This is a genomic window from Thalassoglobus polymorphus (assembly GCF_007744255.1).
In the GTDB taxonomy this organism is placed as follows: domain Bacteria; phylum Planctomycetota; class Planctomycetia; order Planctomycetales; family Planctomycetaceae; genus Thalassoglobus; species Thalassoglobus polymorphus.
In genome coordinates, this window is record NZ_CP036267.1 from 2,724,391 (window position 1) to 2,738,779 (window position 14,389).

General features: G+C 49.4%; 11 protein-coding genes. 1 reads left to right on the top strand and 10 read right to left on the bottom strand.

Going from position 1 to position 14,389, the window contains the following annotated elements; all coding sequences use genetic code 11:
- Nucleotides 1–245 precede the first annotated feature (245 nt).
- The 10 genes from Mal48_RS09890 to Mal48_RS09935 form a co-directional block, all read right to left on the bottom strand.
- Entirely contained in the window at nucleotides 246–893 is a 648-nt protein-coding gene (locus tag Mal48_RS09890; RefSeq protein ID WP_145198509.1) for a hypothetical protein, read from the bottom strand.
- Nucleotides 894–956: 63 nt separating this feature from the next.
- Nucleotides 957–2,009: a c-type cytochrome gene (locus tag Mal48_RS09895; RefSeq protein WP_145198511.1), complete on the bottom strand. Its 1,053-nt coding sequence runs from the start codon at nucleotides 2,007–2,009 to the stop codon at nucleotides 957–959.
- Nucleotides 2,010–2,662: 653 nt separating this feature from the next.
- Nucleotides 2,663–3,136 carry a hypothetical protein gene (locus tag Mal48_RS09900; RefSeq protein ID WP_145198513.1) on the bottom strand — a complete coding sequence of 158 codons (474 nt, stop codon included), beginning with the start codon at nucleotides 3,134–3,136 and terminating at the stop codon, nucleotides 2,663–2,665.
- 534 nt (nucleotides 3,137–3,670) lie between these two features.
- A complete protein-coding gene (locus Mal48_RS09905) occupies nucleotides 3,671–4,942 on the bottom strand; it encodes a sialidase family protein (RefSeq protein ID WP_197442217.1) in 1,272 nt (423 codons plus the stop codon).
- Nucleotides 4,943–4,974: 32 nt separating this feature from the next.
- Nucleotides 4,975–6,087 (bottom strand): prenyltransferase/squalene oxidase repeat-containing protein, encoded by a 1,113-nt coding sequence (locus Mal48_RS09910; RefSeq protein WP_145198515.1) that lies wholly within the window; start codon nucleotides 6,085–6,087, stop codon nucleotides 4,975–4,977.
- A 457-nt stretch (nucleotides 6,088–6,544) separates the two neighbouring features.
- Nucleotides 6,545–7,267, bottom strand: a complete 723-nt coding sequence (locus Mal48_RS09915) for an N-formylglutamate amidohydrolase (RefSeq protein ID WP_145198517.1) — start codon at nucleotides 7,265–7,267, stop codon at nucleotides 6,545–6,547.
- Nucleotides 7,264–8,514, bottom strand: a complete 1,251-nt coding sequence (locus tag Mal48_RS09920) for a carboxylate-amine ligase (protein ID WP_145198519.1) — start codon at nucleotides 8,512–8,514, stop codon at nucleotides 7,264–7,266. The genes Mal48_RS09915 and Mal48_RS09920 overlap by 4 nt, the downstream gene beginning before the upstream one ends.
- A 66-nt stretch (nucleotides 8,515–8,580) precedes the next feature.
- Nucleotides 8,581–10,047 (bottom strand): RimK family protein, encoded by a 1,467-nt coding sequence (locus tag Mal48_RS09925; protein ID WP_145198521.1) that lies wholly within the window; start codon nucleotides 10,045–10,047, stop codon nucleotides 8,581–8,583.
- On the bottom strand, nucleotides 10,025–10,786 hold the full coding sequence (locus Mal48_RS09930) for a C39 family peptidase (RefSeq protein WP_145198523.1): 762 nt from the start codon (nucleotides 10,784–10,786) through the stop codon (nucleotides 10,025–10,027). Before Mal48_RS09930 ends, Mal48_RS09925 begins: the two co-directional genes overlap by 23 nt.
- A 408-nt stretch (nucleotides 10,787–11,194) precedes the next feature.
- Nucleotides 11,195–12,079: an alpha/beta hydrolase gene (locus Mal48_RS09935; protein ID WP_197442218.1), complete on the bottom strand. Its 885-nt coding sequence runs from the start codon at nucleotides 12,077–12,079 to the stop codon at nucleotides 11,195–11,197.
- 892 nt (nucleotides 12,080–12,971) lie between these two features.
- On the opposite strand from Mal48_RS09935, the gene Mal48_RS09940 reads away from it, so the two are divergent.
- A complete protein-coding gene (locus Mal48_RS09940; RefSeq protein ID WP_145198525.1) occupies nucleotides 12,972–14,321 on the top strand; it encodes an MFS transporter in 1,350 nt (449 codons plus the stop codon).
- The last annotated feature ends 68 nt before the right edge of the window (nucleotides 14,322–14,389 follow it).

The window sequence follows — 14,389 nt, forward strand, 5'->3', positions numbered from 1 at the left end:
CATTCATCCCGAAGAAATTATTGAGTCAAAAATTCAGGGACGTCCGTACGAGTTTCATTCGCTCTTTGCGAACAACTTAATGAACGACTTCGGATTCAGGGTGCTGGGGCAAAAACGTCCAGTTGGAGGATCGAATATCATGTCATTTCACTCGATTCCTTCACTTCCGAAATCGAAGTTCCATGAGCGAGCCGAACTCTTCTTTTTGAATGCGGCTCATAAGCTGTGCCTGTCGTTGTTGGAACTTAGGAATCGGTCAGATTTGATGTTGGTCGATAGGGAGTGAACTGTCCCCAAGGATAAAGTAAGGCTAATGTCCATCCGAAGACGAGGTGTGTCCCCGCAGCGACCCAGGGCGGCATCACGCTGGGGTCGGTGATCCAGGAATTTCCTTTAAACAGAAGCGGCTGCAACCATGACAGAATTCCATAAAAGTTAATCGCCCAAATCGCGAGTGACAGCACGCTGGCAACAGCAAGGCGTTTCCCGAGAGAACCATCTTTTCCGCAAAAACGAACTAAGAAAAAGTAGATGGGTATTCCGATCAGCATGCCGGTCGCGATGTACAGGCAACAGCCCATTGCCAACACAAGCCCGTTGCTTTCAGCGGAGAGCTCCAATGCTCGTGCACCCACGGGAAAAGTCAGGTAGACCTTAATGAGCTCAAGTGGTGACTTGCCGGCGATCGGAGCAGCGATCACATTCACCATCAAGCTGACGAGTGCCCCAAAAATGCCGAGAATCCCGCCCGTCATGGCGTAATAAGCTCCATAAAATTGCTCTGGAGGCCAAGTCGAATGGTTGACCTCATTGTCATGAGGGACTTCCGCTTCGAGCTGCCGAACCTGTTCTTTCAGCTCAGCGAGTTTGTTTTGTTTTTGCTCGATACTCACTTCACAGTCCTGCTACTTGTGGGACACAAAGATGAAACTCCGGGATGCGATGGCTCAACGCAGTTAATCTGTGGCGTCATCAGTTTCTTCTGTGACAGGAATATAGGGAGAGCCCTGCCCTGGTAAATGACTTACCCCCATGCGTCGCGAATTGGTAACATGAAGTACGTACGCAGTCAGATCCCACATTGTTTCTGGTTCTTGCTTAAACGCATTTCCGAATCCCGGCATTGGTGTTCCGTTGATCCCGGAGAAAATTCGTCGATAGACGTCGATGGGGCGTTGCCCGCCCCGTAGCATTCCTCCCGTCAGGTCTGCAGCCCGTGTCACGTTCCCCCAGATATCCTTAAGATTTCCGGCTAGATTGTCAGGCGTTTGTCCGCGACCATCTTCGCCATGACACTTTGAGCACCCTTTAGTCAAAAAGGCTTCTCGTCCGCGATCGATGTGTTCTTGTGTGAAGACAGGTTGCGGGCTCATTGGGACCACCTGACTTCCGGCTGCTCGCTCCCAAAGTCGTTTGAGTAGAGGGATCGATTCTTCTTCAACGAGTTCCAGATCAACTTCTTCCTCGAAATCAGCTAAGACAGCAATCTGCAGTTCCAACTCCCCACGGTGAGTCAAAGCTAACACGTAGTCGACGACTGCTTCAATTTCTTCGGGAGGCAACATCTTGAACGACGGCATTGACGTCCCACGGACTCCATTGGTCACTGTGCGAATCAGGTCTGAGCGAACAGGCTTGGAGCCATAGGGTGTCGATGTAAATTTGTAGACACCTTTTCGGTAATCTCGCGGACGAGGGTACATGCTCGAAGCGACTGGGCCATTTCCATCGCCACTCACTCCGTGACATTGCACACAACGTTTTTGATAAACGGCTTGCCCCAGTTTCAGCTGGGCTTTTGAGACTGCCCCATCATTCATCAACAGCACAGGCTGCTCAAAACTGCCCGCATACTCTCGCAAGACCTTTCTGACTTCCGGTTTTAATTCAGGAGGAAGATTTTCGACTTCTTCACTCGATACAAAATCGGGCTGCTCCGTGCGACTTTGACATCCGACAAAGCAACAGAGCAGCATGAACGAGAGACTGAACTTTAAAGTACTCGGCACGGCCAGTTGTCTTTCAATTCTAATGCAGTTTTGAAAATGATGTACGCGAACAGTCCCGTGGAAATCTGTGATTCATCAGATGAAAATCGCACTTCACGGACACGGGAAACACGAAAGTGTTCTAATTCAAGCAGTTTTCGAATTCGTATTCGGGAACTGCCTCGTAGGTAGGCGGTTGTCTTTTGGCGAAACCCGTGACTCACAGGCAACTATGATTGATCCATAAAACTCTAGAAGCAGTCTCAAAAATTATGGCATTGCGACCTTTCTCTGTATCAGAGAAGTGAACCGCAAGTTTTGAGGCCAGTTCTTATACAAAACTAAAATTCGTCTTAACGATTCTGTCTCGTGACATCATCACATGGACTTGTGAAAACGCGCTTCGCAGACAAGAGAAGTGTTGGAAATGCTATAGCAAAGAGAATGCCGCTCCGGCAGGATTTCGATCAAGTGAATTTCCACGATGAGACCACAACCCGAAAATTTACTGACATCTCAGTCTCAAGAAGTCACCTCGCTGAGCCCGGAGTTGATCGTCTTGAATTGAAGCGTGCGAATACGCGCGCCGGCGGGCTTATTCGCACGCTTCAGGTGTGCACACACTCTCGTTCAGATACCTCCGCCATGCGATTAACAACGCATTCCTGCGGGGCTTACTTGAAGGCGTTTTTATCAACAACAAGTGCAGTGCGAACAAAGCGGTGACACTCAATACAGGCCATCGTCGCTCCCATCCATTTCAGAGCCGCCTGATCCAGGTTATCGTTGTTCGCAGCCTTCTCCAGATCGTTTGTCACTCGTCGAAACTCCGAACTGAACTGCTTATACATTGTGTCATTGTTCACTCGCCACTTTTCAGACAAGCTCATTTTGTTGAGCGTCCGTGCACCGTCTCTCACCAGGTCGAGGTCCTCGGTTGCCAGCCCTTCCAGAATTTTGTTGGAAGCTGCAAGTTTGGCCCGCATGAATTGTCTCAAGTCCGTGACCGGTCGTCCCTCTTTTTGCTCAGCTGAAGAATCGTTTTCAGTTGTTTGAGAGCTTGACTTCTTATCAATCTGCTGGTCAGTCTGTGCAGTCGTCGTGAGCAATATCAATAGAGACGCAGCCATCATCAATGTTTTACACATAGTCACATCCTGTTGGGGTTTGAAACATATGTGATGAGTTGCAAAGAGGGTGCCATTCGAGACCAGAAAAGGAATGCGTCCGATTGTCTCAAGATCTTGGCCCGTTCCCACGTTCCACGCTGCATGGCCAATTCGAAAACCGAAAAACGAAAAGAACGTTGAGTCTTCGAAAAAGAAAATAAGAACGTTGGCAAAAACGTGAAGCCGTCTCCGTCGCAAGATTATTGGAGTAGTATGCTCTACCGTGTGCCCGTGAAGAACGCATTTCTTTATTAGAACTGATCCTGAAACTTGAATTTGCTCCCTCAAACGTTGAGAAAAACAGTGATTCCAGAGGTTTTCGGACTGGTTCTAAAAATGCTGTTCGCCAAGAGGCAGAACCTGCAAACCAATTCGAAAGATGATCTAGCGGGAGCCGATTGTTGCAGCGATGGCTTCCGCACAGGCTCTTAAAACTGAGTGCAGTATGAACCGCTCTGCGAGAGAAATGGGAAGATCATCAATCGCAGAAGCGGTCTGTCAGACTGTTGAGGTTCATGACGACTTCGGTTTTATAAACAAGACTTCGGCTCTCTCAATCCAACCTTTTCGTAAATCCACCCGGAACCAGCCGTCACTATTTTTCGGGTGGAAGCGGACGGGAGAACGTGGACCAAGCTCGGATAAGTCGTACTCTTTCCAGGTTTTGCCTAAGTCTGGCGAAATGGCGATCCCTGTTTTAAAGGTCGAAGCTGGGGCGCAATGACCAGCCAGGATCACATTGTCTTCGATGATCATATTGGCCATTTCAAATTCTGCATCGAAAAGCAGGGTGTGCTTTTCAGGAAAGGCAAGGTCTTCTGGAGCGCAGCGAAAAATGCCTCGATCATGTTTTTCCGTTGGCTTCTTCGGGCCATTCGCATCTGCAGCCCAGTACAGTTGCCCATCGACAAAGCTGATGCCTCCTGATTTGTAACGTGAGTTCGAGTTCACCGAGACCAAAATTTGCCAGTCCCATTCATCAGCTTTCATATCGTAAGTGCCACGCATCCAGTGACACTCTTCCCCAAATCCACGATTAATATCCCCTGTGCAGGCATAGAATGCTTGTTCAACTGGATTGTAAACGACTGAGTGAATGTGCCGACAAATGACAGAGTTTTCAGGATTGCCCAAGTACAAACTGGGATCAATCCCTTTTTCCTGGAACTTTGGATTTCGACCGAACGAGTAGGCAATTTTAACTGTCTCTCCACTGTCCGTCGAGTAGTAGATATTGACCGGAACGGCCCCGCCTAGAACGTTGCAGTAATTTCCCCAGACCAGCACTTCTTTGCCATCGATCTCCCAGGTGTGCACTCCGTCGAGGGGATGGAAATACCAGCCTGGCTGATCAGGGTTTTTCGGTGTGTGTGGCAGGTAATCCTGACCATCCTTAGTGACGATGATCTCTTTGTGAGTTTTGAGATTGTCAGTGCTCAGGAATATCTTTTGCCGCGTGGCGAAGAGAATGTTTCCGTTTTTTAGAATGCAACTGAAGCCAATGTTCTCTGCGTCGGCAAACTCAGCACTATGAGCCCACGTCTCGCCATTATCTTCTGAAAGGAAAATTTTCCCGCCACGGAAACCGAACGCTTTGTTATCACGTTGCGAATCGATGTAAGGCCCTTCAGGTGCGAGGCGATACCAAAAGTGTTCGTTCTCACCGACCTTACTATTCTTAGCGGCTTGTAGCTGCGCGATGCCAGGGCTCATCAGGCCACCAAGTGTGACTGCTGCGGTCGCACCGAGAAAATGACGACGATTCACGTTTTGTTCTTGATTCATGGTCGCTCCCATTGAGTTAACGTTCGAGTTCATCACTGTTTGTTCGCTTTGCTGCTGGCAGGTTTGATTGAGGCAAACGGCCAACCTTCTAACTCACCACATGCCTGAAGTGCGAGGATGGAGTAGGCACTCCCGGCATTTGAAATCAGGTTTCCGCAATCGTGGACTGGCGAGCGAGTGAACCACTTGCCGCTCTCTCGCTGATTCTTGAGAATCCATTTGATTCCCCGCTGCAGTCTGGGATCATCCGAAGCGACGCCAAGTTCGCGTGCGACGACGATGACAAATCCAGTTCCATATCCATCGCTTGTCTTGGTGTGAAGTGAGCTGCCACCCTCCGGGACGAGCCCCTTCCAGTCAGTCAGGAAGCCGGCGGTCGACCAGCCTCCATCGTCAAGTTGCAAGGCGAGCAGTTCCGACAGCGTTTGCTGACGTTGCTCTTCGGTAACGATGCCGTCGACCCTCACCGAACACCATGCAAGCATGGCACGATGATGTAACGACTTCGGCGGATTGTTCTTGAAATACATGCGAAGCTTTTCGAGCCCCGCGCGAGCCTGCGGAGTTTCTGCATAGCCGTCAGGGGCAAGTCCGACAGTAAGTGCAGCAAGGGTGACTCCATAATGATCGTCAATTTCTATCGGCGCGTAATCGCAATGAGGCCATCTCCAGCCACCATCTTCTCTTTGAACTGTCCACATGATGTCGAGGACATCGCGAGAGACATCGCTGAGTTTTCCGGTTGTTTGAACATCGTTCAGAGTCAGCCCAGTCCCGACAACAATTGGCCAGAACCCTTGTGACTCGTTAGGGGCTTTTTTCGCCCACCGAACTTTTCGGTAATCCTCGTAGAAGCTGCGAACTTCGCCGGAATCAGGTTGGATTTTTGTTAATGCTGGACGTGCTGCCATGTAAAACAAGTTGGTGTGGCATGTGGCACACTTCTTCGTCTTCAGCCAATTCAGAGCGGAACGGTCAAGGTACTCCGCTGCCTTCTTTGCAGAAAACTCAGCAGCGAAAGGTTCGTCGACAGTGATCTTCGGTAGGCCGACTTCAACGTCGTTCAGGGTAATCGGCTGTTGTGCAGCGACGAAAGCGGGCGAAGTTGCAAGTAGAAGTACGCAGAGACGAAGGAGTACTATCATCGACTGACCCTTAGGGTGAAATTGGAGCTTCAAGTCTCAGCGAGAGGAGGCACAATTTTTTTGAGCCTATCAATTTCCAAATTGTAATAACCGTCGTGACAGCCAACAAGGAATTGCCTTCGATCAAAGAGACGCTCGGATAATCCGTCGAGGTCGATCTCTTTTCAAGTAGATGTTGTCGTGACTGTCGCCGTAACCCAAGAAGTCCGCTCAGTCAGTTTTTTGCTCCACCAAACTGTTTAGAACTGGTCCTGAATTCTGATATTGCTCTCTCAAACGTTGAGACAAGCGGCTATTCCAGAGGTTTTCGGACTGGTTCTAGATTTGACAATCTCGCCATGAGTCGCTGTCACTGTTTATCCGGTACGGTTCAGAAACCTGTGTGCCGTCTGGACAAACTGTTTGGAGCCTCTTTCAAGTTTAGATTCAATTGCTGTCTTGTGTTGAACAGTTTTTTTTACAGAATCGCTTTCTTTAACCGGGCCACGGTAGAGCAAACTACATTAGCAATCTTGCTGGCGAAGTCAGGGTTGACTAAGTACTTTTGATTCACTTCTAGTTCGATGCCGACGTAACGCATTTCCGGAAACCGAGACCTCAGCGTGGTCGTGAATCCGTCATCCGTTCCTAGATACGGTCGGTTCAAATGAATCTGAAAACCGGGAAGTTTACTCTGAATTTCCTGCACCCATTGACGACTTAGCTGAGATTCGATCGGTCTGCATGGATCAAAAAGAATGCCGACATCGGTGTCGCGAATCACTCCGTTGAGCACCGGCGTGAAACTGTGGACAGAGACATGAACGATTTGCACCGACCCCGGAACACTCTGGATATGCTGTAACACCTGATCGCGGAAGGGGGTATATTCACTGGCGATGAGCCTGTTTCGCTCTTCTTCACTCAAGGCTCTTGAGTATGATGAGAGCAACTCTGGATTGCTCAGGCTTCGATTGAGGTCGATCAGCAGACGGCTGGTCGTAGAGAAGATAAGAGGAGTCTGCAGGGTCTGCTGAAGTTCTCGGGCAAGATTCAGGGCTCCGATATCCCAGCCTTGATGAGTTTGTAGAACCTCACCCGCTGCGTGAAAGAGTGGCTGATAATGTGATGGAATCTCGTTGCCGCCATGTTCACAAGTCAGCAGAAACTGCCTGGAAAGCGAAGTCTGTTCGAGGGTCATTCTTTGGCTCCAAGCAATCGCCCCTCTTCGAGACAGTTCGCCAGGAGTTCATAGATCGCGTGTAATTCATTTCGACTTAAATTCTCGCCATGAATGGAAGTCATCCTGCGGGCTAAGCTTCCGTGGTTCAGAATGAATTCGATTGGAGAAATGAGTTCAGGAGTGACTGTTCGGATCTCTTCCTTGACTTGATCGAACAGCGTTCTCCAGAGTTCCCCAACCGTGATTGTTGGGTGTTGAATCCCGAACAGATCCAGATAATCTGTATGGCTCAAGACTGTTTGCTCGGCGGTCTGAATCGTGGCATCAAAGAGACTTCGTAAGGTTTCCACATCCATCCCCTTCTGGGCGAGCAGTGGAGACCAGTCTTCTGCAACCAATTTCTTTACGACGGCAATGGTCAGCGCCGCGATAGCAACATCGGCCAAGGGACATTCCTGCACATCGATCACGCGGATCTCAATGGCTCCCCTCTCAAAGCGGGCGATGGCCCCACGTGAATTGAGAAATTCATCCTGAAGGAGTTTATTTGGATCGAATGGAGCAATTTCAGCAAACATCGGTTGAAAAATTTGTTGTTCGTAATCTTGCCTCGAAAAGACTGCTTCAGGAATCACTCTTCCAGCAACAGAAGGAATCTTACGAGAATTGTTCGCATAGACATCCAGACGCTTATCCAAGACGCCTGAAAAATGCCCTTCAACCCATGGAGAACTGGCTGCGAGCCCCGGAAGAATGGGCAAGACCAAACGAATGGCTGCATGGAGACGAGCAAATTCTTCATCTCCGCAGAAGGGGAGATTGATGTGCATGCTTTGCAGATTCGCCCAGCCATGTCCGCGACAATCGAAGACTTTGTGGAACGCCTCGTAGACTGGACTGTAATCGTAAGGCCATAGCTGCATTTCGTGGTCAGGGTTCATCCAAGGGTGCATGGCTGTCGGCAGAAGTCGTGCTCCGTCCTCTGCGAGTTGCTTGTTGATGACCTGGATTTGCAACTGAAAATCTTCCGCCAGACCAGCCAAACTGGCTCGTGGGCCGTTCGTCTTAAGTTCGATGACGTGGTGCGTTAACTCATTTGACCACGCTGTACGCCCATGCTCAATTTCGGAGACTGGTTCGTTCCGTGCATCCTTTAACAGACGATGCGAGATCGGTCGTACGTCGAGGGTGCTGGCGTCGACGATCATGTACTCCAGCTCAATTCCGACAACATCGAATAGGTGATAAGGAGTTGAATTGACCATGTGAAAATCAGAAACCTAAAAGTGGGTGACCGGCAGGGAAAGAAGGAATTGGACGTATGAAGCGACTCAGTGAATCGCGGACTTCTTTTGCTCAATCCGTTTCAGGAACGACTCCATTATTTTGCGATAGAGTTCGTCTCGCAGGATTTCGTCTTCACAGCCGGAATCGATGTTTGGGTTGTCGTTCACTTCGATTAAAGTGAACTTTCCGTCCGATTCTTTCACGTCGACACCGTACAGACCATCTCCGATCAAGTTGGCAGCCTTGATTGCCATTTGTACTGCCTTGCGAGGCGCCAGTTCGACGGGAATGGTTTTCGACTTCCCGTACCGACCGCGTCCATCTTTCTCCTGCTGAATGATTTGCCAGTGTCCAGGCGCCATGTAGTATTGACACGCAAAGATGGCACGCTGATCGAGCACGCCAATTCGCCAATCAAAGGTCGTTGGCAAAAATTGTTGGGCAACAATTAATTCGGACTCCGTGAGAAACTCAGCCAGTCGCTCTTCGAGTTCCTTCTGGTTTTTCACCTTGACGACCCCCTGAGAGAAGGCGCTATCTGGCTTCTTTAACACACACGGAAATCCGAGCGTGGGACCAATTTCGTGCATATTGTCACGGTGCACGACCAAGGTTTGGGGAGTGGGGATTTTGTGGTACGTCATCAACTCCGCGAGATACACTTTGTTTGTGCACCGCGCGATGGAAACGGGATCATCAATCACGACCAGTCCTTCACTGGCAGCCCGCCGGGCAAGTCGATATGTGAAATGGTTGACCGCAGTTGTTTGACGGATGAACAGACCGTCGTACTCCAGTAAGCTGCCTGAATCATCTTTAGTAATCAAATCTGCCGACAGGCCGACCGACTCAGCAGCTTTGACAAATTTCTTCAGCGCGCCCTCGTTGGAAGGAGAATTGGCTCCTTCGTTGGGATCGTGCAGAATCGCCAGATCGAACCGCAATCGCTTTGTCTTAGGGCGTGACCGGAAAGATTTTGTGAAATGTTTCAAAGCAGCTTCGGTCACAAATTCGTGGTGACCTTCGGTGAGATCATTCGTTCCCAACGCTTTCACACTTCGTATCTGCCAGGTCTTGTTTTTTACAAAGCGAAATCGCAGTAACGGGACCGGAACCATATTGAACAGGTGGCGGGCGAGTCGTTCATAACGCTTCGCCATATTGCAGCCAAAGTAAACGCTTAATTCAAACTGGTCGGAAAGGAGCGGTTCCAATGATTTTTGAATTAACTCGTCGAGTTCGTCTCCGACAAACCGGAGCATGGCAGGCGACTTCAGGTCTTGCAGAGCAATCACTCCTGGAAGTGGTTTATGCCCTCGCGCCTCTGCTAGCAGTGAAACATAGTAGCCAGTGCTCTGGTACTTCATCGAGCGACATAAATTGTACAGACGCACATTCCTTCGATTAGCGAATTCGGGATCGGTGAGATAGCGCCAAGCTTCCACCTTTTCGACTTCGGGAATTTCAAGCTCCCAGTCTTTTGTGGAGTCACTCACGATCAGTGTCGGCATTCGTGAACTCACTTTTATGATTGTTTGGCCGAATGACGAGCAGGTTGGCATCGTATGTCACAATTCCCAGCATGATGGCTGAGAAGACGCGATCAATGTCAACAGCGTACTGGTGATCTCGGGCAATAGGATTTGGGTCGAGCGGATCAGCGACAAGGACCGTCCGCCGTTGAGAGTCGTAACCACAGAGAACAACGAAGTGGCCTGCCGGAAAACCTCGAATATCATCAATCACACTACTGATCCCGTTAACCGATTCTGCAAGTTGAATCTCCCGGGCTTCGCCGTACAGGAATGTCGCACTCAATCCGGTAAGGATTGGGATGTTGCGTTTTAGATACCTGCGAATCAATTCAACATTCAGGACCTCCATCCGAATTTCCCCACCCAGATCTAGAAAGTTGATGTAGGAACGGGAAGCTGCTTGCAATTTGGGTAAATCTTTAGCTTCGATCTGAGCGGAGAGTCGTTCCTTCAGATCGACTTTCTTTTTGTCGAACCAGGTGGGGTCAAAGACCTGAAGATTGTAAGTGTAGATCCGGGCGCGATAGCCGCGCTGCAAGGCATGGCAGCCCAGAAAGACTCCTAATGTGCCCCCCTCTTCCAGACCACCAGTCTGTTGGATCACGTCATCCAGAGAGATGTTGTCCCGATAATGTCGATAGACGGCTTGCAGGCAAGTCGGCCCACAGGTGGCGTCATCGGGTTGAGAAGAAATGCGAAAACTGAACTGGCTCATTCGCGCTGAGGGAATCCAATAACAAGGTGAGAGGCAGGGAGCCATTCATGAATGATCGAATGTATTCATTCCTGGAAAAGCGACTCCTGTGATCGAGCCCAATTATCACACACTGTTAGCTGCTGCAAATCCCCATGAGTGACTGCTCTCGCCTTGAGCGTTTGCAACGATCCAGTTGCAACATCGCATATTGTATCGTCGAACGATCGGGATGGAATCAGATCTCGAAAAAGATTCCTGAATTTCAGAACGGGAAACCAGAGTTGAGTGGGTGTTTCGAAATGCCCATGTTTCAGGAACCCTCTTCAACTCCTACAAGACTTTTCACCCCGCCAGTATAATTCGGAGTGTTCTACCTGGGAAATGATACCGGCAGAGGTTCAAAGTTGAATCAAGTTTGCGGTGTGATCAGGGTTTCTTCGTCTGCTTGTCCAGAAACTTGAAAAGTTCCTGCGTCGCTGGATCTTCAGGCATCCCCAAATCGTTATTCAGGTCGCTGTGATTAGAGTCTCGTTTACCATAAATCCAAACGGGGATGTCGGAGGCTTTCAGAACTTCTCTTAAGCGGTTTGCCTGCGCCCGTGTTTCTGGGTTCCCGGAGAAGTATAAGATGAGAAACGGAGGGATGCTTTTCCCTTTGGCAACATGCGTCACTGCTGAGAAGTCGACATGCTTTTCAGGGTCGTTGCCGAACTTTTGGCGATGTCCGAACGTGAACATCTTCCCACCGTAGAGCATTTGCCGAAATTCAGCGGTCATGATAATTTTGGGAATGTCGTAAGTATCGCCATCAACTGGGATACACCCTTTCAGTACATTCAGGGAAACCCCTTCCTCTTCCAGATATCGATTGTCGATGCAGGTCAGAGCTGCGAGCTGGGCCCCGGACGAGTGGCCTCCAACGTAAATTTGATTCGGGTCGCCACCGTATTTTGCGATGTTCTTATTCACCCAAGCCAGCGATTTGGCGACGTCACGGATCAGTTCGTCCATTTTCACTTCCGCGAGCAAGCGATGATTCGTGGAGACGAAGATGAACCCACGGTCGACTAACACCTTCGGTTTGAGCCCCACTCTGCTCTTGTCTCCGGTCTGCCAGCCACCTCCATGAATCCAGAACATCACAGGGAGTGGAGATTCGGTGGACTCTTCCGGTGTATAGATATCGAGGACGTGACGCTCATGACCGTTCTCAATGTACGGGATATCCTTTATGAGTTTTTGAGCAAAGCAGGCAGTGCTTGGAATTAATGCCAGCAGCGAAAAAATGGCAATCAGTTTCAGATTCATCATCGACTCCATAAATGACTTGGCATGGTTTCACTCATTATAGCTGGGATTGGTCGTTCAGATACCATGCGGACGCTCGTTGATAACATGCTCTTTGACTTGTGGAGCCCCTCTTCTTCAGACACCGCTCTCCCCTACTCGCTTGATCGATCTGTATCAGTTGCATTCTGGGTGGTATGTTTCGCTTGATGGTCGAAGTCTGGAACTCAAGATTCGTCTCGTCTGAAGCAAGTGCGCATGGAGGTTGATTACCTGCTGAAAAAACGGGCAACACTGCTTCAAAATACTGAGCAGAGAATCCTGATGCGATGACGTAATTCAAGTTTTCAAGACAAATTTCCCAGAATGTTTGAGTAGTCGAATTTCCACTTCTGGCTCGCACCGATCGCTCTGTCTCGTGCTTGAATCGTACGCGTTTCCGCACAGCTGTTTGGGAAATGGGAATGCGCACTGCCACGCAAATAAAGTGTGAATTCCCACATGAAAAACGCTCTTTGCGAAATTTCTCAACATGAAAGTGCTTGGGGGAAATGTTGCGTGACACGAGGCGGAGCCTCAGCACTCGTTCGAAAATCTAATTAGAAAATCACCCGGTTGCTGCTCTGCGACAGAGTGCCAGATTCATGAATCTCAAAAGAATAGGCACAGCTGTTGCATTTGCTCTAAAGCTGATTCGTTGAGCACTGCTTGTTTCCAAGTGTTGAATTCCTGACGCTCAATCAAGCCCCTCAAAAAGACCTTTCATACCAACTGCGCTCGCGGTCTGCGCGTATGGTCGTGCGACTGGACCACCTTAGTGTTTCTGGTGTCCGCATAAAGTTTTTTTCGCGTAACGAATCACTCGAAATTATGAGACTGAACGTGTTCTTCTATTCAAATAAGATCCAGCAGGCCCATGACAAGTTCAAATAAAGCAACAAAAATTCAGCTGTTTGATATCTGGTCGCCGCAAATGCGGGCGTTCCATATGTCGTGGTTCGCGTTCTTTCTTTGCTTCTTTGCGTGGTTCGGAATTGCACCTCTGATGAAGGTGGTTCGCGCCGAGATGGACTTGACGAAAAGCCAGGTCGGTTGGTGCATCATCGGGTCAGTGTCGATCACTGTGCTGGCACGTTTGTTTGTCGGTTGGTGGTGTGATCGAGTCGGTCCTCGCATCGCTTATACCTGGTTGTTGATCATCGGTTCTATTCCAGTTATGGCGATTGGTTTTGCAGACAATTTCACCAGCTTCTTAATCTTTCGAGTGTTGATCGGTGTGATTGGTGCGTCGTTTGTCATCACTCAATATCACACTTCGATCATGTTCGCTCCCAACTGTGTGGGGACAGCGAATGCAACCTCCGCTGGATGGGGAAACATGGGTGGCGGGGTGACTCAACTTGTCATGCCGTTGATTTTCGGAATGTTTGTCACTCTCTTCGGTTTCAGCGAATCACTGGGCTGGAGAGCATCGATGATGGTTGCTGGTGCTGTTTGTGCTTTGACTGGAGTCGCCTACTTCTTTCTGACGCAAGACACCCCGAATGGGAACTTCAAAGAGTTGCGTGCTGCTGGCAAGATGGAATCAAAAGCAGCTGTGAGTGGTACGTTTCTGGAGGCCTGTAAAGATTATCGAGTATGGGCATTGTTCTTGATCTATGGAGCCTGCTTCGGAATCGAGTTGACGATCAACAATGTTGCAGCACTCTATTTCATCGATTACTTCGCCTACTTTCAGGAAATGGACTCAACGAAAGCCATTGGAGCAGTCGGTTTGATTGCGAGCCTGTTCGGCTTGATGAATCTATTTGCCCGTACTTTAGGCGGAGCCTTCGGCGACAAGTTCGGCCAGAAATGGGGGCTTTCAGGTCGGGTGAAGTGGCTTTTCGTTGTCCTGTTCTGCGAAGGTCTGGCCCTGATGCTGTTCTCGCAAATGAATGTCCTGATCCTCGCGATACCCAGTTTGTTGGTCTTCAGTTTGTTTGTCCAAATGTCTGAAGGAGCAACTTTTTCAGTTGTCCCTTTCATCAACAAACGTGCATTGGGGTCGGTAGCAGGCATTGTGGGTGCTGGAGGAAATGTCGGAGCTGTGGCAGCCGGTTTCTTGTTCAAGTCGGAAGCGATCACTTGGCCAACTGCCCTGTTCATCATGGGGGCTTTGGTCACATTGACTTCGTTCCTCAGCTTTGCAGTCACGTTCAGTCCTGCAACAGAGTTTGATGCGAGCAGAGAAGCAGAGGAAGCCTTGGGGCTGGAACCCGCATAAGCAGTTGAATTCAGAGTTCACCAATGACCATCAGGCCCTTTGGTGCTCGGCAGTCTTCTTTTTGAACC